Annotated in this window: 19 protein-coding genes; 15 read left to right on the plus strand and 4 right to left on the minus strand. The window is 45.5% G+C overall.

The window, feature by feature from the left end; translation table 11 throughout:
* Positions 1-74 precede the first annotated feature (74 nt).
* From NFI81_RS25910 to NFI81_RS25920, 3 genes are all read right to left on the minus strand, one after another.
* Positions 75-656: an RNA polymerase sigma factor gene (locus tag NFI81_RS25910; RefSeq protein WP_015815162.1), complete on the minus strand. Its 582-nt coding sequence runs from the start codon at positions 654-656 to the stop codon at positions 75-77.
* 162 nt (positions 657-818) lie between these two features.
* The gene (ade, locus tag NFI81_RS25915; RefSeq protein WP_234615516.1) at positions 819-2450 is read right to left on the minus strand and encodes an adenine deaminase; all 1632 of its coding nucleotides are present in this window, start codon (positions 2448-2450) and stop codon (positions 819-821) included.
* Positions 2447-3349 carry an AraC family transcriptional regulator gene (locus NFI81_RS25920; RefSeq protein WP_234615515.1) on the minus strand — a complete coding sequence of 301 codons (903 nt, stop codon included), beginning with the start codon at positions 3347-3349 and terminating at the stop codon, positions 2447-2449. Before NFI81_RS25920 ends, ade begins: the two co-directional genes overlap by 4 nt.
* A gap of 156 nt (positions 3350-3505) precedes the next feature.
* Here NFI81_RS25920 and NFI81_RS25925 point away from each other — a divergent pair, with 156 nt between their 5' ends.
* The 7 genes from NFI81_RS25925 (at position 3506) to NFI81_RS25955 (ending at position 9734) form a co-directional block, all read left to right on the plus strand.
* Positions 3506-5158 (plus strand): UxaA family hydrolase, encoded by a 1653-nt coding sequence (locus NFI81_RS25925; protein WP_234615514.1) that lies wholly within the window; start codon positions 3506-3508, stop codon positions 5156-5158.
* A 122-nt stretch (positions 5159-5280) separates the two neighbouring features.
* Complete coding sequence (locus NFI81_RS25930; protein WP_234615513.1) at positions 5281-6054, plus strand: SDR family NAD(P)-dependent oxidoreductase; 774 nt, start codon at positions 5281-5283, stop codon at positions 6052-6054.
* A 42-nt stretch (positions 6055-6096) separates the two neighbouring features.
* Positions 6097-6960, plus strand: a complete 864-nt coding sequence (locus NFI81_RS25935; RefSeq protein WP_234615512.1) for a fumarylacetoacetate hydrolase family protein — start codon at positions 6097-6099, stop codon at positions 6958-6960.
* Position 6961: 1 nt separating this feature from the next.
* A complete protein-coding gene (locus NFI81_RS25940) occupies positions 6962-7792 on the plus strand; it encodes an amidohydrolase family protein (protein WP_234615511.1) in 831 nt (276 codons plus the stop codon).
* Positions 7793-7801: 9 nt separating this feature from the next.
* Complete coding sequence (locus NFI81_RS25945; protein ID WP_234615510.1) at positions 7802-8134, plus strand: L-rhamnose mutarotase; 333 nt, start codon at positions 7802-7804, stop codon at positions 8132-8134.
* A 75-nt stretch (positions 8135-8209) separates the two neighbouring features.
* Complete coding sequence (locus NFI81_RS25950) at positions 8210-8956, plus strand: endonuclease/exonuclease/phosphatase family protein (RefSeq protein WP_252176023.1); 747 nt, start codon at positions 8210-8212, stop codon at positions 8954-8956.
* Position 8957: 1 nt separating this feature from the next.
* On the plus strand, positions 8958-9734 hold the full coding sequence (locus NFI81_RS25955; RefSeq protein WP_234615508.1) for a (Fe-S)-binding protein: 777 nt from the start codon (positions 8958-8960) through the stop codon (positions 9732-9734).
* A 61-nt stretch (positions 9735-9795) separates the two neighbouring features.
* Here NFI81_RS25955 and NFI81_RS25960 read toward each other — a convergent pair whose 3' ends face one another.
* The gene (locus NFI81_RS25960; protein WP_234615507.1) at positions 9796-10188 is read right to left on the minus strand and encodes a T9SS type A sorting domain-containing protein; all 393 of its coding nucleotides are present in this window, start codon (positions 10186-10188) and stop codon (positions 9796-9798) included.
* Positions 10189-10431: 243 nt separating this feature from the next.
* Between NFI81_RS25960 and NFI81_RS25965 the strand changes: the two genes are divergently transcribed.
* The 8 genes from NFI81_RS25965 to odhB all read left to right on the plus strand — a co-directional run bounded on the left by NFI81_RS25965 (position 10432) and on the right by odhB (position 23122).
* The gene (locus NFI81_RS25965) at positions 10432-11808 is read left to right on the plus strand and encodes a lactate utilization protein B (protein WP_234615506.1); all 1377 of its coding nucleotides are present in this window, start codon (positions 10432-10434) and stop codon (positions 11806-11808) included.
* Positions 11809-11812: 4 nt separating this feature from the next.
* Positions 11813-12400, plus strand: coding sequence for a LutC/YkgG family protein (locus NFI81_RS25970; RefSeq protein WP_234615505.1), 588 nt, complete (start codon positions 11813-11815; stop codon positions 12398-12400).
* A gap of 98 nt (positions 12401-12498) precedes the next feature.
* On the plus strand, positions 12499-13206 hold the full coding sequence (cmk, locus tag NFI81_RS25975; RefSeq protein WP_234615504.1) for a (d)CMP kinase: 708 nt from the start codon (positions 12499-12501) through the stop codon (positions 13204-13206).
* Position 13207: 1 nt separating this feature from the next.
* On the plus strand, positions 13208-14278 hold the full coding sequence (locus NFI81_RS25980; protein ID WP_234615503.1) for an NAD(P)/FAD-dependent oxidoreductase: 1071 nt from the start codon (positions 13208-13210) through the stop codon (positions 14276-14278).
* Positions 14279-14294: 16 nt separating this feature from the next.
* A complete protein-coding gene (locus NFI81_RS25985; protein ID WP_234615502.1) occupies positions 14295-17522 on the plus strand; it encodes a hypothetical protein in 3228 nt (1075 codons plus the stop codon).
* A 103-nt stretch (positions 17523-17625) separates the two neighbouring features.
* Entirely contained in the window at positions 17626-18546 is a 921-nt protein-coding gene (locus NFI81_RS25990; protein WP_234615501.1) for a PorP/SprF family type IX secretion system membrane protein, read from the plus strand.
* Positions 18547-18658: 112 nt separating this feature from the next.
* Entirely contained in the window at positions 18659-21421 is a 2763-nt protein-coding gene (locus NFI81_RS25995) for a 2-oxoglutarate dehydrogenase E1 component (protein WP_234615500.1), read from the plus strand.
* A gap of 48 nt (positions 21422-21469) precedes the next feature.
* Positions 21470-23122, plus strand: a complete 1653-nt coding sequence (odhB, locus tag NFI81_RS26000) for a 2-oxoglutarate dehydrogenase complex dihydrolipoyllysine-residue succinyltransferase (protein ID WP_234615499.1) — start codon at positions 21470-21472, stop codon at positions 23120-23122.
* Positions 23123-23130 lie beyond the last annotated feature (8 nt).

Below are 23130 nucleotides of genomic sequence, written 5' to 3' on the forward strand. Positions count from 1 at the left end.
GATCGTAATTATTTAACAAAAAAAGCGTGGCTTAGTTCGCCACGCTTTTTGCTATGATGTTTCTAAAAGGAATATCAGAAGGTCAGCCTATCCAGCGTCATTTGCTTTTTAAGGTTGCCCAATGCGCCAAAAACCAGGTTATAAACAGACTGAATGTTGATTTTCATCAGATCTGCAATTTCGTGGTTATTCAAGTTCATGTAAAATTTTAGGAAAATGGCCTCGCGCTGGCGGCGTGGGAGCCCGTTGATCGCTACATTAAGGTGTTGATTGGTTGATTCAAACTCTTCCTCAGAAATCAGATGGTTTTCGTGAGAAGGCGTGTTGATATGCCAGTATTCAACCGGAATATCTTCGTTGCTTGTGTGCTTTTGCTGCGCGTTCAAGTGGCGGACCAACTTTCTTTTGATAGACGCCATAAGATAAAACCGAACGGAAGTGGTGTCACCCAGCGTCATTCGGTTTCTCCAGAGTTCTACAAATAAATCGTGGATGCAGTCTTTAATCAGTGGTTTGTCAATCGTAAACTGAGAGCAATACTGATAAAGAATGTGAACGTAAGAGCGGTACAGGCATGCATAAGCATTTTCATCGCCTTTTCTGAACTGATCCCAAAAACAGAGTTCTTCTTCTTGCTTGTAGCGTAAATGAGCCATTGTTTGGAAAGGATTTTGATTGGGGTTAGGAATTGATATATGTAATAAGGGTCATTATTACACTTGTAAATATATTTATAAAAAAACGTATTAAAAAAATATTTTCGCGAGAAAATTATATTTCAAAGGTTAATGTTACCATTTCGTTAAATATGTGACCATTTAAAGACTTAATGAAACAAATCTGAAATTTACTCCATCAAAAAGTCCTTTATCGCTCAGTTTTAAAGAAGGAATCACGAGTAAGGCCATAAATGACAATGTCATAAACGGCGATTGAAGTGCAGACTGTAACTCTTCCTTCACAAAATTGTCGAGCGATGTGTAGGATGCCGCCACGGCATAGCCATCCATATCCGTCATAATGCCCGCAATAGGGAGCGGGATCAGATGCCTTTTTTCGTTCCCAACGGCCGAAATCCCGCCTTTTGCTTCAATGATCATATTCACGGCGATCGCTATACTTTCATCATCGCAACCGACACATATAATGTTGTGCGAATCGTGCCCGACTGAGGAAGCAATCGCTCCGCGCTTCAATCCGAAATTTTTGATGAATGCAACTGCGGGATGCGTATTTTCATAGCGATTGATCACGGTAATTTTCAGGATATCATGGTCCGGATCAGCCAAAATCACATCGCCTTCCTGCTTCGCATGCGTCATGATTTCATTGGTAATCAGTTGACCTTCTAACGCCTCGATGACCCTTATTTGGGTTTCAGATTTTTTTTCGTTTTTGCAAATAAAATCCAGTGGCGTTTTCGGCTCGCAAACAAACTGATTGGGATGCGCGCTTCGCAAGTCGGGGATGAGCGATACGGTGTCTTTGGCAACCAAAGCTCCGTCAATCCAGGTTTCCAGCACGTTCAATGCATGCAAATTGTCAACAATAATAAAGTCAGCAGGATCACCTTTTCGCAGCAGGCCAACGGGCAAACTATAATGTAACACAGGATTTACGCAAGCCGCCAGCAGGATATCCCAAATGTCATACCCCAATGCTAATGCCCTTTTAACCAACACATTAATGTGTCCTGCAACCAGGCTATCCGGATGCTTGTCATCGGAACAGAACATGATTTTCTCCGGAAATTCCGCAATGAGCGGGATCAGGGCGTCGAAATTTCGTGCGGCACTTCCTTCACGGATCAGAATTTTGACTCCATAGCCGATTTTTTCCTTTGCTTCATCATACGTAAAGCATTCATGATCAGTGGAAATGCCGTGAGAAGCGTATTTTTTTGCAGCCTCTCCACGCAGGCCGGGCGCGTGGCCGTCGATCACCTTGTTATAATGTTTAGCCCATTTGATCTTCGCGATCATATCAGGATCTTCATTAATTACGCCCGGAAAGTTCATGACTTCCGCCAGATAGCCGATGTCCCCACTGGCAAGCAATTGTCCTACCTGCTCTGCATTAATGACAGCGCCGGCCGTTTCAAAAATCGTGGCAGGAACGCATGATGGTGCTCCTAAGCAGAATTTGAAAGGCACGCGTTTGCCGTCATTGATCATGAATTCAACGCCTTCCATACCCAGCACATTACCAATTTCGTGCGGATCCGAAACTGTTGAAACCGTCCCATGAACAACCGCGAGCCGGGCAAATTGCGCGGGCGTTAACATCGAGCTCTCTATATGTACGTGCGCGTCCGTGAAGCCAGGCATGGCATAATGCAACAAAGGATTTTCAGGGCCGGTAATGTTGATTTCTTTTATAAATCCATCGGCAATGTGCAGTTCAGCCTGGGAAATGGTTTTTTCAAAAATATTGACAACGTTGATTTTCATATGGTTATTTCCAGGTTTGGCAGGTGAACGGCGATTTTCCGGAATTCCTTCTGATAGGCCAAAGGACTCTTGCCGGTGTGGATTTTGAAATATTTATTAAAATTGGCAAAATTGTTAAACCCGCTTTCATAGCAGATCTGGGCAACAGGCAGCTTCGTTTCAGACAGTAATTTGCAAGCATGCCCAATCCTTAGTTCCAGCAAAAACTGCGAATAAGTCTTGCGGCTGCGACTTTTGAAATAGCGGCAAAAGGAATGCGGGCTGATGTTCGCGATCTCCGAAATTTCTTCAATAGAGATTTTTTTCTGGAAATTACCGATTGAATACTGATAGATCTGGTTAATGCGATCCGTGTCATACTGATCATATTCCTCCTGATAATGTGTGTGCGATAAAGTCTTCATTTCAGCACAATGTGCCAGATTTTCAAGAATTTGTAAAAGTGAAATAACCGGATTTCCGCTTTTTTGATCCAACAGTTCCTGCAAAAGCTTTTTCACATTTTCCGTCCCTTCACCCAATAGTTTCATTCCAAACCTGGCTTTAAGCAGTAATTCGCGAATGGCTTTATTTTCGGGCAAATCCAGAAACGCGTTACCGAAAAGGTCCAGTGAAAAGTGCACAACCGTTGCCTGTGCGTACAACTGACTTTCGCGCTGGAAATATTTTTCGTCACAACGCCAGTAATGCGGCAGGTTTGGGCCGATTAAAAGCAGATCGCCGCTCTGGAAATTTTGAATGTTGTCGCCCACGAATTGCGTGCCGGAACCTTGCTCAATGTGAATAAGCTCCAATTCGGGATGGTAATGCCAGCGGTTATAAAAGTAAAGGACTACGTCGCGCCGGATACTGAACGATTTTTGCAGGCCTTTGGGGACTTTCAGTAATTGCGGTTTCACAAATAATTACAAAAAGAATCTATTAAGAGGAAATATATGCCAATATAGTTGAAAACTTTGCTATTATTACGAAGCATTGTATTGAAATATTTCAGTTCATTTGTTGATAAATTCTATTTAAGAGACCCTAAGATTTAAACCAATTCAGAGCAGACTATGGCGTCACAGCTTTTAAAAATACATCCTTCTGATAATGTGATCGTTGCATTGCGCGATCTGCCGGTGAATGCCGACGTGGCATGGGCGGGCAGTCACTATTCGCTGCCTTATGGTGTTTCGGCCAAGCATAAGTTTGTGACGGAGGACATTGAAACGGGTGGCGCTATCATTATGTATGGTGTACTTGTGGGCCGCGCATCGCAGCCTATTAAGAAGGGCGAGCCGATCACCACATTCAATCTTAAACATGATTCACAGGATTACAGCACGGCCAATCGTCAGCCTTACACTTATATCCAGCCGGACGTAAGCAAGTGGGAGGGCCGGACTTTCAGAGGATATCATAGGGAAGATGGCCGCGTAGGCACATATAATTACTGGCTTGTGGTGCCGTTGGTGTTTTGTGAAAACCGCAATGTATTGATTATGAAGGATGCGTTTGAGCGTGAGCTCGGTTATGCGCAAACGGACATTTACAGAGAACACGTTAGGGATTTCCTGCATTTATATCAAAGCGGCGATTTGCGCACCATTAAAAGCATGGAAGCATTCACCGAACGTGAGCCGGTGAGAAAGAAACAGGAACGTCCGTTCAAGAATGTGGATGGCGTTAAATTTCTGACGCATGAAGGCGGCTGCGGTGGAACACGGGCGGATGCGAACACGCTTTGTGCGCTTTTTGCAGCCTATGCGGTGCACCCTAATGTGGCCGGAATCACGGTTTTGAGCCTGGGTTGCCAGAATTCAGAACTGAAAACATTGGAAGACGAGATCAAAAAACGGGATCCGAATTTTAATAAACCATTCTTCGCATTTGAGCATCAGAAAGGAACGGAATATTCATTAATGTCGGGCGCCATCAAGGAAACATTTATGGGCGTTACCAAAATCAATGAGTTTGAAAGAAGCGACGCCCCTTTGTCTAAACTTTCTGTCGGACTGAAATGCGGCGGTTCGGACGGATTTTCAGGCATATCGGCTAATCCTGTTTTAGGACATCTTTCTGATATCGTTGTCGGGTTGGGCGGCCAAACATTATTAGCTGAATTTCCGGAGCTTAACGGCGTGGAGCAAGAGCTTATTAACCGTTGCGTTACAGAAGAAAAAGCAGCGAAATTTGAAAAACTAATGCGGGATTATGCAGGTAAGGCTGAGGCCGTTGGGTCCGCATTTGCATTTAATCCTTCACCCGGAAATATAAAGGACGGACTGATTACGGATGCGATCAAATCTGCCGGGGCAGCCCGGAAAGGGGGTAATGCATACATTACTGATGTGCTGAATTACACCGAGAGGGCCACAGAATCGGGCCTGCAACTGGTTTGCACGCCCGGCAACGACGTCGAGGCAACAACCGGCCAAACTGCGGCAGGAGCAAACATTATCCTCTTCACAACCGGCCTGGGAACTCCAACAGGAAACCCGATTTGCCCGGTTGCAAAAGTGGCGACCAACACCACACTAACCAACCGCATGCCGGATGTGATCGATTTCGATTGCGGGCCCGTTGTAGACGGCGCTCAAAGTCTGGAACAAAATGCCGAAGCATTGCTGGAATACGTGATCCGCGTTGCCAGCGGCGAGCTAACCAAAGCGCAGCAGCTGGGGCAGGACGATTTTATCCCCTGGAAGAGAGGAGTTTCTCTATAATTATTATTTGTTATCCCCGGGTTGAAACCCGGGGATCCAGAGAATAAGGAATTCATCAACACAAATAATTCAAGTAAAGGCCAGATCATAGGCCCTTTTGTTTCAATAACAATAAAAACTTCATGTTTGATTTAAGTGGAAAAACGGCATTGGTGACAGGAGGAGCAAGCGGAATTGGCCTTGCGATCTCGCAAACCTTTGCAAAACAAGGCGCATTCGTCCATATTCTTGAACTCAATTCCGAGCTTGCCAGTCAGGTTGTTAATCAGATTGTTGCCGATGGCGGACAAGCCGAAGCCCATGCAGTGGATATTTCCAAGCAAGCCGATGTGGTGAATGTGATCAATGTTATTGCAACAAATCACACCATTAATATTTTGGTTAATAATGCCGGGATCGCGCATATCGGCAAGGCTGATAACACATCTGAAATTGATTTTGATCGGGTGATTAATGTCAATGTAAAAGGCGTTTATAACTGCCTGATGGCGGCTATCCCTCATTTGAAAACCAATGGCGGCGGCGTGATTTTAAACATGGCATCCATTGCGGCTACGGTCGGCATTCCAGATCGGTTTGCTTATTCTACGGCTAAGGGTGCGGTTTATTCGATGACATTATCGGTTGCGCGTGATTATCTGGCGGATGGAATTCGTTGCAATAGTATTTCACCTGCACGGGTGCATACGCCGTTTGTGGATGGATTTATCTCAAAAAATTATCCTGGGAAAGAAGAGGAAATGTTTGAAAAACTTTCCAAAACCCAACCGATCGGCAGAATGGCCAAACCAGAGGAAATTGGTGCATTGGCATTATATCTGTGCTCCGACGAGGCTGGATTTATCACCGGCTGCGATTATCTGATTGACGGAGGATTTGAAAAATTAAATAACTAAAACTAAAAAAGCCGACGGTTCGCCCGAAGCTGAGATTTACATATGAAACTTTTTCGATTTGGTGCTTTTGAGCAGGAAAAACCGGGCGTAGAACTGCCCGACGGAAAAAAACTGGATGTATCTGCATTTGGTGAAGATTACAATGAGAAATTTTTTGCCACCAATGGCTTAAACCGCCTTTCCGAATGGCTGATTGCCAATGCTGCAACCAGCCCGGAAGTTGCAGAAGGTTTCCGATACGGCTCTTGCGTAGCGCGTCCGTCCAAAATCGTGTGCATAGGCATGAATTATGCAAAGCACGCATACGAATCCGGAGCCACAGAATTACCAAAAGAGCCTATTGTATTTTTCAAATCCACTTCTGCGCTTTGCGGACCTAACGACCAGGTGATCATTCCAAGGAATTCAGAGAAGACTGACTGGGAAGTTGAGCTGGCTGTAATTATTGGTAAGAGAGCGAGTTATGTGGAGGAAGCGGAGGCATTGAGTTATGTAGCAGGTTATGCTGTTCACAACGATTATTCAGAACGCGCATTCCAGATGGAACGCGGCGGACAATGGGTGAAAGGAAAAAGCAATGACACTTTTGCGCCGCTGGGGCCTTATTTGGTTACCGCCGATGAAGTGGGCAATGCCAATGATCTGAATCTCTGGTTGACATTAAACGGAAAGAAAATCCAGGATAGCAGCACGTCTGATATGATTTTCCAGGTTCCGTTTTTGATCAGTTACCTGAGCCAGTTCATGACGCTGCTGCCAGGAGATATGATCACAACGGGAACGCCGGCGGGAGTTGGTTTGGGGATGAAGCCTCAAATGTATCTGAAAGCAGGCGACGTGGTTGAACTGGGTATTGAAAAACTGGGCGCACAGAAACAGGAAGCCATCGCCTGGAAACTGCTTTAGTATGGTAATCGATTCGCATCAGCATTTTTGGATATTCGATCAGGATCGTGATTCCTGGATCACGCCGGAAATGCAGGTTATCAGGAAAAACTTTTTACCAGAAGACTTGAAACCAGTCTTGAAATCTAATGGCGTAGATGGTTGCGTGGCCGTGCAGGCTTCGCAATCCAAGTCGGAAACGGATTTTTTGTTGCAGTTGGCGGAGGCCAATGACTTTGTAAAAGGCGTTGTCGGCTGGGTGGATCTGCAAGCGGCCGATCTGTACGATCAGCTTGAAAAATATTCGCAATTTGAGAAACTGAGAGGTTTCAGGCATGTTGTGCAGGGAGAAGCGGAAGGTTTCATGTTGCAACCCGTATTTATCAAAGGCGTCGGCCAGCTCGTCGCATTTGATTTTACATATGACATGCTGATTCGTCAGGATCAGCTGAAAGAAGCTTTCAATTTTGCTGTAAAGCTGCCTCATGTACATTTTGTCCTGGATCACATTGCCAAGCCTTTGATCAAAAACGGCGAAATGCAACCCTGGGCAACGGATATCCGCAATCTCGCAGAGCTTTCCAATGTAAGCTGCAAAGTTTCCGGAATGGTCACCGAAGCGGATTGGAGAAACTGGGAAAAAGCGGATTTCAGACCTTACTTAGATGTAGTTTTCGAAGCATTCGGGACAGAACGACTTTTATATGGTTCTGACTGGCCGGTTTGCCTCGTTGCGGCTGAGTATGAAGGTGCGAAAGGCATACTAACGGATTATCTGAGCATGTTTTCCGATTCGGAATTGCAGAAAGTGATGGGCAAAAATGCGGTAGATTTTTATGGTCTTGATATATAAATTGATACAATGAAAAAATACTGTCTTGCGGTGGATCTGGTGAATGATCCGGTTATGATTGCTGAGTATGAGCAATATCATAAAAAAGCCAGACCGGAAATTGCAGAAAGTATCCTGGATGCTGGAATCACCCAAATGGAGATTTACCGGATCGGCGAACGCCTTTTTATGATCATGGAGACCGAAGACGATTTTAGTTTTGAAAATAAAGCCCAAATGGATGCGGCCAATGCGCAGGTTCAGGAGTGGGAACAGTTAATGTGGAAGTATCAAAAAGCCCTGCCATCCGCCAAACCAGGCGAAAAATGGGTATTAATGGATAAAATATTTGCCCTCAAATAAGAAAAAAGGAAGATCTGTGACTTAGCGTTCTAAAATAGTTTGAGTAAATTAATTTATCTATTACTAATTGTCAGTTTGTCTTGCACATTACTTTCTTCCCGGCCGCGTAAGGCTGTGGAAATCAAAGTGATGAGTTTTAACATCCGCCATGGGCTGAACCGGAGCGAGGAGTCGAACCTGAGGGACATTCTGAAAATCATTAACGAACATAAACCCGATCTCATCGCGTTGCAAGCGGTTGATAGTCTGGTTGGTAGCGGAAAAGTGCAATTCCAGCTTCGGCAAATTGCTGTCCAGACGGGCATGCATTATGTGTATGGGGAAGCAGACAGATCTGAAAACGGGTCGCAGGGGGTAGGGATCTTATCCACCTGGGAATTTGAAAAAACGCAGACCATCGACCTGCCGAAAACAGCAGGGGCAGACCCGAAAGTATTGTTATGCGGCCTTGTTAAACCTGCCAGAGGACTCACTTTCCGCTTTTGTAATGCAAGGTTGGAATATGCATCGGTGATGGACAGGGCTTTGCAAGCGGCATACATTAATCAGATGCTCGTAAACAGCGTCCAGCCTGTGTTATTGGGGATGGATATGGGCGCGCGGCCAAATGAACAGCCTTATTTTTCATTCCGGAAAAATTGGCAGGACGCAGCTCAGGGATCGCAGCTGGAAACCTGGAACGAAGGACTGCCCGGCGATCGGCTCGATTATATTTTTGCTTTGTTGAATAATAAGGTAAGGATCAGGAATTATAAGGTAATCAGGAATTACCCGCAGGTTTCGGACCACTACCCAATACTTGCCACCATTGAATTTTGGTAAAATGAATTACTCGGATCTAAAAATCGGATTGTTTATTCCCTGTTATGTCGATCAATTTTATCCGCAGGTGGGCATAGCAACCCTCGAACTGCTTGAAAAACTCGGCTGTAACTTAACATTCCCATTAAGCCAGACTTGCTGCGGGCAACCCATGGCAAACTCGGGATTTGAACATCTCACAAAGGATTGCGACCGCTTGTTTTATAATCAATTCGCTGATTGTGATTATGTTGTGTCGCCGTCGGGAAGCTGTGTGCTGCATATTAAGGATCATTTGAAGGTGGAGGAGAAGCCGGACGAATCCAAGGTTTTGCGTAAAAAAGTTTATGAGCTCGTGGAATTCATCGTCGACGTTTTGAAAGTTGATTTCATAGAAGCCGAGTTTCCGCATCGCGTGGGATTGCACCAGGGATGCCACGGGCAGCGAGGATTACATTTGTCGCAAATGTCGGAATTGAATGCTGCGCCATTTTCAAAACCCGTTTCGCTTTTAAAAAATGTCAGAGGATTAGAGCTGGTGGACTTGGACAGGGCAGATGAATGCTGCGGTTTTGGCGGGACTTTTTGTGTGAGTGAAGAAGCGGTGTCTGTGAAAATGGGCAAGGACCGCGTTTCAGACCACATTCGTCACCGTGCCGAATTCATTACGGGCTCGGATATGAGTTGCTTATTGCATTTGGAAGGGATCTTGAAAAGAAGCAAAAGCAATGTTCAGGTGAAGCACATTGCCGAAATTTTGAATAGCGCGGTAAAAAAACAAATGCCGATCCCTGCATAGGAACCGGCATTTTACAAAGTTGATGGGAGGTTAGCCTCAGAATCTGAGAAGTGCCTTGTTGTTAGTTGATAGAAGAAACAACGCGGCTGGTTGTAGTCAGGATATCAAATGATTGTGTAGCCTTCTCTTTACCGTCCGTGATTTCGAATGTGTAAGTGCCATCCATCAAGGTCGATAAGTCGAAATATTTCAAATAGTTGTTATCCACACGTTTGCTTTCTGAGAAAAGAACATTTTTATCAGTATCCAAAATGCGAACGGCTACATTTTTCGCAGTTGGATTATTATATGAAACGCGGAATTGCATTGGTTTGATCTGAAGAACCGTCAGTTTGTTAGAAACCGTTTCAGTTTTTTCAGTTGCGATGTTGGTTTGTGCATTAACAGTCAATGCTGAACCTGATAAAAGCAAGCCAGTCAAGGCTGCGATGAGAAGCGTGTTTTTAGTTTTCATAAGAGTGAAAATTTAATTGTGTCTAAAAAAAGTTAAACTAAACTTGTTTCAAACTCCGATGCCCTGATCGAATAACTTTGTTGATTCAAATGTATAAGATATTGCATTACAATAAAATAGCTTTTTTGCGATAAGTAAAAAGTTGTTTATTAAACAAATAGCAAACTTGGAATAGTACAATGAATGTGAAAAGTACAATTCTTATTCTTTATAAAATACTATTATCAAATTGTTAAGGAAACTATGTCTAAGACAATAATTGAGCATTCTGTGGCTTCGGAAACCTTCAATAAGGACGAACCATATGTGGATTGGCATGATGAGACGCTCTGGTTTGTGCGCCAAAAAAGGGATAAATCCTCGAAATTATTGCCGGAATGGGAGCAATTGAGGGAAGTGGCCTCGGGCATTAAAAACTATGTCCTTTCGCATATGGATGAGTTGCTCATTGCTTTCGAACAAAAGGCTAAGGAAAATGGCATTCACATTCACTGGGCAGCAGACGCTGCCGAGCACAATGAGATCGTGCTCAACCTTTTAAAACAGAACAACATTGACAAGATGGTCAAAAGCAAGTCCATGCTGACCGAAGAATGTCATATGAATGAATTTTTGTCCAAAAATGGCATTGAGGTCATTGATACGGATTTGGGCGAGCGGATCGTGCAGTTAAGAAATGAACCGCCAAGCCATATTGTGCTTCCGGCGATACACTTGAAAAAGAAAGACATCGGCGACCTTTTCCATGAACATTTAGGAACAGAAGCCGGCGCAACGGACCCGCAATATCTGACAGAAGCTGCCAGACAACATTTGCGCGACAAGTTTTTGACCAGAAGGGCAGCATTAACGGGCGTAAACTTCGCCATTGCAGAAACCGGCGGTTTTGTGGTTTCCACCAACGAAGGAAATGCAGATATGGGAGCTCATTTGGCCGACATTCACATTGCCAGCATGGGCTTTGAAAAAATAATCCCGGCACAAAAAGATCTGGCCGTTTTCCTCAGGCTATTGGCAAGAAGCGCAACCGGCCAGCCCATTACGACTTACAGCAGCCATTTCAAAAAGCCGCGCGAAGGTCAGGAAATGCACATCATCATTGTCGATAATGGCCGCACGACCCAGCTGGGACGCGCTGATTTCCGGAATTCATTAAAATGCATTCGCTGTGGCGCTTGTATGAACACTTGTCCGGTTTACCGGAGAAGTGGCGGGCATAGTTACCATAATGCGGTTGCCGGGCCGATCGGGTCTATTCTTGCGCCGAATCTGGACATGACCAAAAATGCAGATCTGCCTTTTGCAAGCACATTGTGTGGCAGTTGTTCCAATGTTTGCCCTGTTAAAATTGACATTCATGATCAGCTTTATAAGTGGCGGCAAGTTTTGGTAAAAGGCGGTCACGTGCCGCAGGCGAAGGAAATGGGGATAAAAGCCATGTCCGTGGTGTTGTCGCAACCGAGGTTTTACCAATGGTCGGGCAGGTTAGGGCGCTCGCTGATGCGGACCATTCCTTTTGTAGTGAATAACGGAATGAATCCCTGGTTTAAACAACGCGAAATGCCCGAGCCACCCAAAGAAAGCTTCCGCGACTGGTATATCCGTAATAGAAAAGAATAGCACAATGACCTCACGGGAAAGAATATTACAGCAGATCAAATTGAATAAACCAGCCGAAACGTTGCTGCCTGAAACCACGCGTTTTGACAGTTTATATGAAAATACAGAAGACAAATTCATAGAAACGCTCACCGCTATCTACACCGAAGTGATCGTAGTAAAGGATTATGCGGCTTTGGCTCAAAAGGCAGACGAGCTTTACGCCTCCGTGGTGAACCGGGCGACAACCATTCCTGCATTGGGCAATTGGGCAGATTTCAGTCTTAATAATCCCGATCCGCATGCATTGGAAATGATCGAGATCGCCATATTACAAGCCGAATTCGGTGTGGCAGAAAATGGCGCAGTCTGGATCTCGGATGCACATTTGCCACACCGTGCGCTGCCCTTTATCACACAAAACCTGGCTTTTGTAATCCCGCGTAACGCCATTGTAAACAACATGCATGACGCATATGAACGTTTGCAGGACACGACAGGTTGGGGTTGTTTTATTTCAGGTCCTTCAAAAACTGCCGATATTGAACAATCTTTGGTCATAGGAGCCCATGGCGCGCGGAGTTTGGTGATCTTTTTGCTGGAAGATGCCTGATATGCAGTGGATCATATTGCAACCAAAGGAAAAAATTGCTTGAAATCGCCTTCCAGCCCATTCTTTCTCCTATTTTTGCAAACACAAGATTCATCCATATGCCCAAAATAATTGTTGCGATTGATGGCTATTCCAGCTGTGGCAAAAGCACAACTGCGAAACTGGTTGCAAAGCAGCTGAATTACCCCTATATCGACACAGGTGCCATGTATCGGGCTGTTACCCTGTATTTTATACAAAATCACATAGGCCTCACGAATCCCAAAGAGACAGAAGCGGCACTCAATCATATCCACATTTCTTTTCGTCGGCACGCAGAACTGGGGCGCAATGACACTTACCTGAACGGGCTGAATGTGGAAGACGAAATCCGCAAAATGTATGTTTCTGAGAAAGTGAGCGATGTGAGTGCGATAGCGGAAGTCAGGCACGCATTGGTCGCACAGCAACAGCGAATGGGCAAGACCAAAGGCATTGTTATGGACGGCCGCGACATTGGTACCGTCGTTTTTCCACAAGCCGAATTAAAAATCTTCATGACCGCCGATCCCTTGATTCGTGCGCAAAGAAGGCAACTCGAGTTACTCGAAAAAGGGGAGCTGATAGGGCTCGCTGAAATTGCGGAAAATCTGAAAATGCGTGATTATATTGACACTACCCGCGCTGAAAGCCCATTACGTCAGGCCGCAGACGCAATTTACATTGATAATTCGCTGATGACGCTCGATGAGCAGGTTGAAATGGTCGTCAGGTTGGCTGATGAGCAGATCGGATTATCATTGCGCAGAAAAGCAAGCAAAGCCTGATATGAAAGCGCACGATTACGACTATCTGATTGTCGGACAAGGCATTGCGGGCACTTCACTAGCTATGCATTTATTAGACCTTGGAAAGAGGATACTTATCGTAAATGATTCAGGCGCGCCGTCTTCCTCCAAAGTTGCGGCTGGGATTTTTAATCCGCTAACCGGTAAAAAACTGGTCAAAACCTGGCTTGCAGATGATCTTTTTCCCTACGCAAAAGGCTTCTACGCTTATCTGGAAGCGATATTCAACGAGAAGTTGGTGCATCAGGCACCCATCTACAGACCATTTCGTTCCATTGCCGAACAAAACACTTATTTAGCCCAAACAGAAGATCCAAAAATAGCTTCCTACGTCAGGCAAGACGGCGATCCGGCCAATTTATCCGATTATATCCACGCCGATTTTGGCGGTTTGGAGGTCATTAAATCGGGATGGATTGACTTGCCTCTTTTGTTGGAGCAATGCAGAAATTACTTTTTAGAATACGACCTCCTTGCTGATGAGCAGTTCGATGCTAATGCACTATCTGTTTCAAAGGATGCAATTGTTTGGAAAGAAAAGACATTTGGCAAACTGATTTTATGCCAGGGGTTCAAAGCCTTGGAGAATGACTTTTTTAACTGGCTTCCGTTTACGCCCGTTAAGGGTCAGATCCTGGAAATTGAAACGGAAGTTGCCCTGCCCAGTTATATCGTGAACCAGGGGATTTTTATGTTCCCGGTGAGTGAAAGGGTGAGCCGGGTAGGAGCCACTTATTCCTGGGATCCGCTGGACTGGGAACCCACAAAAGAAGCAACTGCTGAGCTAAAAGAAAAGCTCGATGCACTGCTAAAAACTCCGTATCAGATCAAGTCGGAAGTGGCCGGGATCAGGCCGTCTGTGAAGGACCGCAGGCCGCTGGTTGGTGTGCATCCCAAGTATGATAATGTCGCTATTTTCAATGGATTAGGCACGAAAGGTGTGACGTTGGCGCCGTTTTTTGCAAACGAGCTCGCCCAACATTTGGAAAACGGGAAAGAATTGAATCCGCTAGTTAATATTCAGCGGTATTTTTCGTTATATTTCCGTTGAAGTCAGCCTTAGCACTATGAGCATAAAATCTATATACAAATTAACCTTTTCGGTCGGTCTTTTAGCGGTTTTAGGATTATTTACCGAATCAGTAGCGCAACGCTACCCCTCTCAGGAAACATTTGGAAAGAACAGGATCCAGTACAAAACCTTTAACTGGAAAATATTCAGGACAACCAATTTCGAGATCTATCACTACCAGGGCGGAACTGCGCTTGCCAAGCTGACGGCGCAATATGCTGAAAGTGAATTTGATAAGATCACGGATATTTTAGGCTGGACCCCTTACAGCCGCGTTAAGATCTTTCTTTACAATTCGCCTGCTGAATTAGAGCAAAGCAACATGGGCCTGTCGACATTGGACAACCTGACTGAGCAAAAACTGGATCTTTCCCAGTCACGCGTGGAAGTTGCATACACAGGAGACCAGATCGGTTTCCGTAAAAAGCTCGTAAAGGACATCAGTCTTTTGTTTGTTTACGACATGCTTTACGGCGGGAATATGAAGGAAGCATTGCAAAGTTCATTGCTTCTAACCCTTCCTGAATGGTTCATGTCAGGAACTGCCGCTTATATCGCAGAAGGTTGGTCGCCGGAATTGAATGATTATATGCGTGATTTTTTCAAAAACCGCAATGTGCGCAAGCCAACGTTAATGACGGGAAATGATGCAACATTGATCGGCCACTCCATCTGGAATTACATTGCTGAGCGTTACGGAAAGGACAAAATATCGGATATTCTGAACCTCACCCGCATCATCCGGACCGAGCAGACCAGCATTACGAGTACTTTGGGAATTCAGTCTTACAATCGCTTCCTACGCGATTGGAAAGCATATTATTTGAATCAAAATAAGAACGCGGAGCAATTTTACACCGATCCGAATCCCACCTGGAAATATAAGCTCAACGAATTCAGCGTTTCCGACGCGAGTGCGGTGATCAAAGTGTCTCCTGATAAAAAATTCACGGCGGTTAGCGAGATTAAGAATGGTCGTTACCGGGTTTATTTGTTTGATAGCGAGACCGGAAGCAAGAAAATTGTTCGTCAGGGCAAGCTTGATTTTATTGGTGGAAGGGTGAAAACGCAACCTCCGCTTTTGGGCTGGTCCAGAAACAATGTGCTTTCGATCCTGGCCACTGAGAATGACCGCAAGAATTTTTATATGTATGAAAACCTGGGTACTAAAAAGGTCAAGGTGAAGCTGAAACGCAACATCCGCGGTCTAGATCAGATCGTTGATATGGATGTTTCGCACGATGGAACAATGCTGGCCGTGAGCGCGGATAAGGGTGGGCAAAATGACCTTTACCTGATCAGCGTTGCAAGAGCTTCTGCATTGCCGTTGACAAGCGATCTTTACGATGATCTCTCGCCACGCTTCGTGCAAGGGTCGTCACGCAGGGTTGTTTTTTCTTCAAACAGACCGCTGGATTCACTGGGAACAGGCGATAAGGGTAGTTATAAATCCATTTCCGGCTCATTTACCATATTCGAGCATGATGGAACACCTAAGTCTGATAACCTGCTGAAACTCGTTCAGACGGACGGAAAAACCAAGATTTCCCCCGTTTACGCAGATGAAAGTGACATCATTTATCTTTCCAATGCGCAAGGCGTAAGCAACCTGTTCAAATTCAATCGCGCCAGCAACACCAACTCGCAGTTAACGAATTATATTCAAAACATAAGAAATGCGGATTTGACGACCAAGTCGGGAGGCGGATTGGCTTACACTTATTTGAACGACGGTTATTACACAGCCGCGTTTAAAAACTCCTTTGACATCAATGCAACAGTCAGCACACCGGCATTAAACAATAGCGCAGTGGCGACCGGTGCGGGAGCGGCTAGTGCAGCAACTCCCGGTGCAGCAGCTCCAAAAACGGATTCCGTGCAACCTGCCAAAACAGCTGAAACACCGAAAATTGCTTTGAAGGATGGCGAAGTGGACACGGACAATTATGAATTTGATGAAGATGTGTTAAAAGCGTTCGAATCCAAGCAGCGCAGAGGAACATTCCCGACAACGCCAAGCACATTATCCAGAACGAAGGCAACGCGAGAGAACATTGCGATCAAAGGGCCATATCCTTACAAAGGACTTTTCATTACCAATGATGCAAATTCCGACTGGCGCATTGATCCGATCAGAGGATTTGGTTACGCGCAGTCCATTTCGATGAATGATCTGTTGGAAAACCACGTCATTAAAGCCGGACTTTTCATTTCGTCCAATTTCAGGAACAGCGATCTTTTCGCAGAATATAACAACAACACTTACCGTATCGACTTCGGATTGCGGATCGACAGAAAAAGTCTCTACATTGATTCCGAAGGAGCACCGCAGAAATATCGGTTCAACCAGCTGATGTTCACGGCTTCTTATCCGTTCTCGACTACGAGCCGTTTCTCGCTGTCCCCCATGTTCAGTTCCACGCGCATGATCGACGTGTATTTGCTGCCAAATCCTGATCTTGCTTCGAGCTACGGCGGTTTGAGAAGTGAATATGTGTTTGATAACACGCGGGTGAACGGCATGAACATGATGGAAGGAACGCGTTTCAAGATTCGCTATGACTTGCAACAAGGTCTTACGAATGGTAATGAGAGCTTCAATCGCGTAAGTCTTGATTTCCGCCATTACCAACAAATCCACCGCGATCTGATCCTGGCAGTCCGTGCTTCGGCCAGCCATTCAGGCGGTAAAGCGCCAAAACAGAACATTTTGGGTGGAATGGAAAACTGGATAGGAAACAAAAAGGAAACACGCACAGGCGATAACCCGCTCGATTTTCAGAAAGATAACCGCGACATTTTCTTCGCTGACTTCGCTACCAACTTACGTGGCTTTAAGCTCAACCGTTTATCAGGAACAAGTTATATGCTGCTGAATGCGGAACTAAGAATTCCTTTGGTGAAATATCTGTATCGCGGCGCGATCACTTCCAGCTTCCTGCGCAACTTCCAGATTGTCGGTTTCGGGGATATTGGAACTGCCTGGACGGGTAAAGGGCCATTCAGCGAAAACAACAGTTTGAATACACAAATTATTGGAACCGAGGACGATCCATTCCGGGCAACGGTTACCAACTTTAAAAATCCTTACCTGATGGGCTATGGAGTGGGTGCCAGAACAACATTGTTCGGCTTTTATGCCAAGTTTGATTATGCCTGGGGTGTTGACAATGGTTACACAAACAAAGCAGTTCCCTACGTAACATTGGGTTATGATTTTTGATTAGAAAATCAGTATAAATGCAGAATTTGGGGTCTTAATGGTGGCAAGGGATAAACTCTCTTGCCATTTTTAGTTTAATAATTAACAAATTTAATCCATTTTCATGAACACACATTTCTTCCTTAAATTAAGCCTTTGCCTCCTGCTGTTAATCGCAGCCAGTTCTCAAACCGTTTTTGCCCAAAGAGAAGTCCTTTACGAACAATATGTGCAAAGTCCGATGACCATTAACCCGGGCTTTACGGGCGTGCGCGAGACATTCAACATGACAGCCATATTCCGCAGGAAATGGTTTAACATTCAAAATTCGCCGTCCAGTCAGACATTCACCGCGGACGGAACCGTTGCCAACGGAAAGTTCGGAATAGGTTTTATGGCACTGAACGATCAAACGAGCTTTTTCACGACAACCGGCTTTTCCGGGTCGTTTGCATTTCATCTGGGACTATCAGATCAATGGAAGCTGGGACTTGGCGCGCAGGGCGGCATTAATGTGCTTCCGGTAGTGGATTTAACCTCACCCAGAAATAATACAGTGCTCGGCAGTTTCGGACTCGGGGCATGGCTGCGTTCCGATCGTCTGTATTTTGGACTGTCGAAACCGGAACTATTATCGCAGAATTTCGGCAATCAGGCAATATCCAGCGTTTATCGTCGTCCCTTATATATAATGGCCGGTGGCAGTTATGATTTGAATGATGATATTATGATGCTGCCTCATGTTCTGTTTGTTCAGGAAAAGGACCACGAATTGCGTTTTGATTTTGGCAGTCGTTTTTGGTTTAATGAAAAAGTGGGCGTGGGCGCCTCATATCGGGCAGGCGGAGGCTACCAATCGTTTTCTGCAAAAGTCGACTATTTGCAGATTTCGGCAGAAGTGCAGGCGGGTAAGAACATAAGGTTGGGATATTTTTACAGCACGCGGCAAGCTGAACAAATTTATGCCTCTTATTCCGGCCCGAAAGGCATTCATGAACTGATGCTGAAATTTGTTCCCAGTCCGAACGGATTTCAGAAAAACTAGTGCAGCTGAACGGTCAGAAATCGTCTTTGGCCTAAGTTAAAAGGATAATTTATTCGTAATGTTTTAATAAGTCTCGTACCTTTGTGCGGTAAATGAAATACTCACTTTTGTGATGGATAAATACACATATATAGCAAATTCCGACGGCGCTTACATAGAGGAATTGTACAATTCCTATAAGCATAATCCAGCTTCCGTAGACGAAGGCTGGCAGAAATTTTTTGAAGGTTTCGACTTCTCACAAAAGTATCCTGTTAACGGAAACGGCCATGCAAATGGTGCTGCCAACGGCAAGGAAGCAGCCACGATTTCCAAAGTTGACCCTGCCCGTATCCGTAAGGAAATGGAAGTGGTTCACTTAATACGCGGTTTCAGATCAAGAGGGCACTTATTGGCCACTACTAATCCGATACAGAAACGTAAAGACCGTCAGCCACAGCTCGATATCGCTGATTTTAACCTCGGGAACGAAGACCTTGATTCGGTTTTTGAAGCGGGGGTGGAGGTTTTCGGCAGACCGGCCACATTGCGGGAAATTGTTGATTCCCTGACTACGATTTATACAAGAAACATTGGTTTCGAATATTTATACATCCGCGACCGCGAGCAAAAAAGCTGGTTGCGTAAGAAAATCGAGAAGGAAGCATTGAATATGAGTTTTTCCATTGATGAGAAAAAACATATTCTGTCCAAATTGAATGAGGCGGTTGTTTTTGAAAATTTTCTCCACACAAAATATTTAGGTCAAAAGCGTTTTTCTCTGGAAGGTGGCGAAACCACGATCCCGGCGTTGGATGCGATGATTAACAAGGCCGCAGAAATGGGCGTTGTGGAAGTAATGATCGGGATGGCTCACCGTGGTCGTCTTAACGTGCTTGCCAACGTAATGCAAAAAACGTACGGACAAATCTTCAATGAATTTGAAGGCAATTTGCCGGACCAGGTTTGGGGCGATGGCGACGTGAAATACCACATGGGTTTTGCAAGCCAGATCACAACCAAAAATGGTGAAAAAGTACATTTGAAACTGGCACCTAACCCTTCACACCTTGAAGCCGTTAACCCGGTTGTGGAAGGTTACATCCGTGCGCGCGCCGATGGCATGTATGACAGTGATTATGACCGCGTTTTGCCGGTTCTGATCCACGGTGATGCAGCCGTTGCAGGTCAGGGAATTGTTTATGAAGTTACTCAAATGTCCGCGCTGAACGGCTATTACACAGGGGGAACCATTCACTTTGTGATCAATAACCAGGTTGGTTTTACAACGGATTTCATTGACGCCAGGTCAAGCATTTATTGTACAGACATTGCAAAAATCGTTGATGCGCCTGTTTTGCACGTGAATGGAGATGATCCTGAGGCAGTTGTGTTCTGTATGCGACTGGCCGTGGAATATCGTCAGACATTCAATAAGGATATTTTTATTGACATGGTTTGTTATCGCCGTCATGGTCACAATGAAGCAGACGAGCCGAAATTTACGCAGCCAGTTCTTTATAAGTCCATCGAGAAGCACCAGAACCCCAGGGAAATTTATCAAAAAACCCTTGCGGAGCGTGGTGATGTAGACGCGCAGTTGGCGGCTAATATGGACAAAGAATTCAAGCAGCTTTTGCAGGAACGTTTGGATATGGTGAAGCAAAAAGCATTGCCCTATACTTTGCCGAAACTGGAACAGGAGTGGCACACATTGCGCAAATCCAAACCGGAAGATTTTGAGAAATCGCCGGAGACAAGTGTTCCTTTGGAAACTTTGGAAAAAATCGGGAAGGCTTTGACAAGCACGCCCGAGAATTTCAGCCGCCTGAAACAGATCGATAAATTGCTCAAAGATCGTGAGCAAATGATCTTTGATAAGAAGGAAGTGAACTGGGCAACAGCCGAATTGCTGGCTTATGGTTCAATTCTTACCGAAGGAAATATTGTAAGATTGAGCGGACAGGATGTGCAGCGCGGGACATTTTCACACCGCCATGCGGTTCTGAGAGATGTGGAAACCAATGCCGCTTACAGTAACCTTGAACATATTCAGGAAGACCAGGGCCGGTTCATGATCTACAACTCGCTGCTTTCGGAATACGGCGTTTTGGGTTTTGAGTTTGGTTATTCTATGGCGAACCCTAATGCACTTGTGATCTGGGAAGCACAGTTTGGTGATTTTGCCAATGGGACGCAAGTGATCATTGACCAGTTTGTAACGTCAAGTGAAACCAAATGGGATCGCTGGACAGGTTTGGTGATGTTGCTTCCACATGGTTATGAAGGCCAGGGGCCAGAACATTCGAATGCGCGTCCGGAACGTTATTTGCAGCTCTCTGCCAATTACAACCTGATCGTGGCAAACGTTACAACACCTGCTAACTTCTTCCACTTGCTTCGCAGACAGTTGAAATTCCCGTTCCGCAAGCCATTGGTGGTGATGTCTCCAAAATCTATGCTGAGACATCCATTGTGCGTTTCTCCGATGGACAGCCTAGTTAATGGCTCGTTCCAGGAAACAATCGGTGACACTTTTGCTGACCCCAAGAAAGTTAAAAAAGTGTTGCTATGCACCGGAAAGCTGTATTACGAGCTTTACGAAAAGCAGCAGGCAGATAAGCGCGACGATGTGGCCATTATCCGTCTGGAACAAATGCATCCGTTTCCGCAAACGCAGATCGACGGACATTTGGCACAATATCCGAATGCAAAAGTATATTGGGTGCAGGAAGAACCTTTCAATATGGGTGGCTGGACGTTCATGTTGAGAATGTACAAAGGCGCGAAACCATTGCAGGTGATTGCCCGCGTATCCAGCGCTTCCCCTTCAACAGGATTCTCGAAAATCCATGCGAAAGAGCAGGCTGAAATTATTAACAGAGCTTTTGAATGATATTCCTATAAATTAGACACTTAGTTCGATAACAAGATTGCACATAAAATGGCTGAAATTGAGATAAAAGTACCGCCCGTTGGCGAGTCCATTACAGAGGTTACAATTGGGAATTGGTTCAAAAATGATGGCGATTTTGTGAAAATGGATGAGGTCATTTGTGGACTTGATTCGGATAAAGCGACATTTGAACTAACAGCAGAAGCGGAAGGCGTCCTGCACATTAAAGCGCAGGAAGGTGATACGCTGAATATCGGCGACCTGATTGCAACCATCGATTCAGCCGCAAACGGTGCATCGAAAGCGCCAGCTCCCAAGCAGGAAGCTGCGCCAGCCGCATCAAATGCAGCCGCACCGGCCGCGTCCGCTGCCGAAGAGCCAGCTGCCGATAAAATTGAAGATAAAGCAGCCGAACCGGCTGACGCTGCGCCAGCTGCTGGATCGCCAGCCGCTGCACCGGCAAGTGGTGGAAAAGCATATGAAATGAAAGTTCCGGCAGTGGGAGAGTCCATTACAGAGGTTACCATTGCTTCTTGGAGCAAAAAAGATGGTGATCACGTGGAGGTTGACGAGATCCTCTGCGAACTGGAATCAGATAAAGCGACATTTGAACTACCGGCAGAGGCTGCGGGAACGTTGCGGATTGTTGGTAAAGAAGGTGAAACACTGGCGATTGGGGCTATCATCTGCACCATCGAGCAAGGCACCGGTGCCACGGTGGCCGGTGCTGCCCCTCAGTCGGCACCACAGGCATCCGCGCCAGCTGCTGAAACAGCCGGAGCAGATAAAGCTTACAGCGAAAAACACACTTCACCCGTTGCAGCGAAGATTTTAGCGGAAAAAGGAATTGATCCCAAGGACGTTAACGGTTCAGGATCTGGCGGACGAATTATGAAGGATGATGCTTTGAAAGCGGGCAGCAAACCGGCTGAATCGGCTCCTGCTTCACAACCTGCCCCAGCCAAACCAGCAGCGCAAGCAGCCCCATCCCCAGCCGGCGCAAGAGGTCAGCGTCGTGAAAAAATGTCGTCGTTGCGTAAAACCATCGCACGCCGTTTGGTTGCTGTGAAGAATGAAACAGCCATGCTTACCACGTTCAATGAGGTAGATATGAAGCCTGTAATGGACGTGCGCTCGAAGTTCAAGGACAAGTTCAAAGAAAAGCATGAAGTGGGTTTAGGCTTTATGTCATTTTTCGTAAAAGCTGTTACCGTCGCGTTGAAAGACTTCCCGGTTATCAATGCTTATATGGATGGCGAAGAGCTGGTTTACAACGATTACGCAGACATTTCCGTAGCAGTTTCAACGCCTCGGGGTTTAGTTGTGCCGGTGATCCGCAATGCTGAAACATTGTCGTTCGCTGCTGTGGAGAAGGAAATTGTTCGCCTTGCCGTGCGTGCGCGTGATGGTAAACTTGGACTGGATGAAATGTCCGGTGGAACGTTCACGATCACCAATGGTGGAACATTCGGTTCTATGCTCTCGACTCCGATCATCAATGCACCGCAGTCTGCGATTTTAGGCATGCACAACATTGTGGAACGTGCAGTTGTAGTAGACGGTCAGATCGTTATCCGTCCGATCATGTATGTGGCGCTTTCTTACGACCACCGAACGATTGATGGTAAGGATTCGGTAAGCTTCCTGGTTCGCGTGAAGCAGCTTCTGGAAGATCCAATGAGATTATTGCTTGATATGTAATTCAATAT

The organism is Dyadobacter fanqingshengii (assembly GCF_023822005.2).
Lineage (GTDB): Bacteria > Bacteroidota > Bacteroidia > Cytophagales > Spirosomataceae > Dyadobacter > Dyadobacter fanqingshengii.

Excerpts from the sequence above, each read along its gene's own strand:
- NFI81_RS25910 (WP_015815162.1), bottom strand. The coding sequence starts at position 656 with ATGGCTCATTTACGCTACAAGCAAGAAGAAGAACTCTGTTTTTGGGAT.
- ade (WP_234615516.1), bottom strand. The coding sequence starts at position 2,450 with ATGAAAATCAACGTTGTCAATATTTTTGAAAAAACCATTTCCCAGGCT.
- NFI81_RS25925 (WP_234615514.1), top strand. The coding sequence starts at position 3,506 with ATGGCGTCACAGCTTTTAAAAATACATCCTTCTGATAATGTGATCGTT.
- NFI81_RS25930 (WP_234615513.1), top strand. The coding sequence starts at position 5,281 with ATGTTTGATTTAAGTGGAAAAACGGCATTGGTGACAGGAGGAGCAAGC.
- NFI81_RS25935 (WP_234615512.1), top strand. The coding sequence starts at position 6,097 with ATGAAACTTTTTCGATTTGGTGCTTTTGAGCAGGAAAAACCGGGCGTA.
- NFI81_RS25940 (WP_234615511.1), top strand. The coding sequence starts at position 6,962 with ATGGTAATCGATTCGCATCAGCATTTTTGGATATTCGATCAGGATCGT.
- NFI81_RS25945 (WP_234615510.1), top strand. The coding sequence starts at position 7,802 with ATGAAAAAATACTGTCTTGCGGTGGATCTGGTGAATGATCCGGTTATG.
- NFI81_RS25955 (WP_234615508.1), top strand. The coding sequence starts at position 8,958 with ATGAATTACTCGGATCTAAAAATCGGATTGTTTATTCCCTGTTATGTC.
- NFI81_RS25960 (WP_234615507.1), bottom strand. The coding sequence starts at position 10,188 with ATGAAAACTAAAAACACGCTTCTCATCGCAGCCTTGACTGGCTTGCTT.
- NFI81_RS25965 (WP_234615506.1), top strand. The coding sequence starts at position 10,432 with ATGTCTAAGACAATAATTGAGCATTCTGTGGCTTCGGAAACCTTCAAT.
- NFI81_RS25970 (WP_234615505.1), top strand. The coding sequence starts at position 11,813 with ATGACCTCACGGGAAAGAATATTACAGCAGATCAAATTGAATAAACCA.
- cmk (WP_234615504.1), top strand. The coding sequence starts at position 12,499 with ATGCCCAAAATAATTGTTGCGATTGATGGCTATTCCAGCTGTGGCAAA.
- NFI81_RS25980 (WP_234615503.1), top strand. The coding sequence starts at position 13,208 with ATGAAAGCGCACGATTACGACTATCTGATTGTCGGACAAGGCATTGCG.
- NFI81_RS25985 (WP_234615502.1), top strand. The coding sequence starts at position 14,295 with ATGAGCATAAAATCTATATACAAATTAACCTTTTCGGTCGGTCTTTTA.
- NFI81_RS25990 (WP_234615501.1), top strand. The coding sequence starts at position 17,626 with ATGAACACACATTTCTTCCTTAAATTAAGCCTTTGCCTCCTGCTGTTA.
- NFI81_RS25995 (WP_234615500.1), top strand. The coding sequence starts at position 18,659 with ATGGATAAATACACATATATAGCAAATTCCGACGGCGCTTACATAGAG.
- odhB (WP_234615499.1), top strand. The coding sequence starts at position 21,470 with ATGGCTGAAATTGAGATAAAAGTACCGCCCGTTGGCGAGTCCATTACA.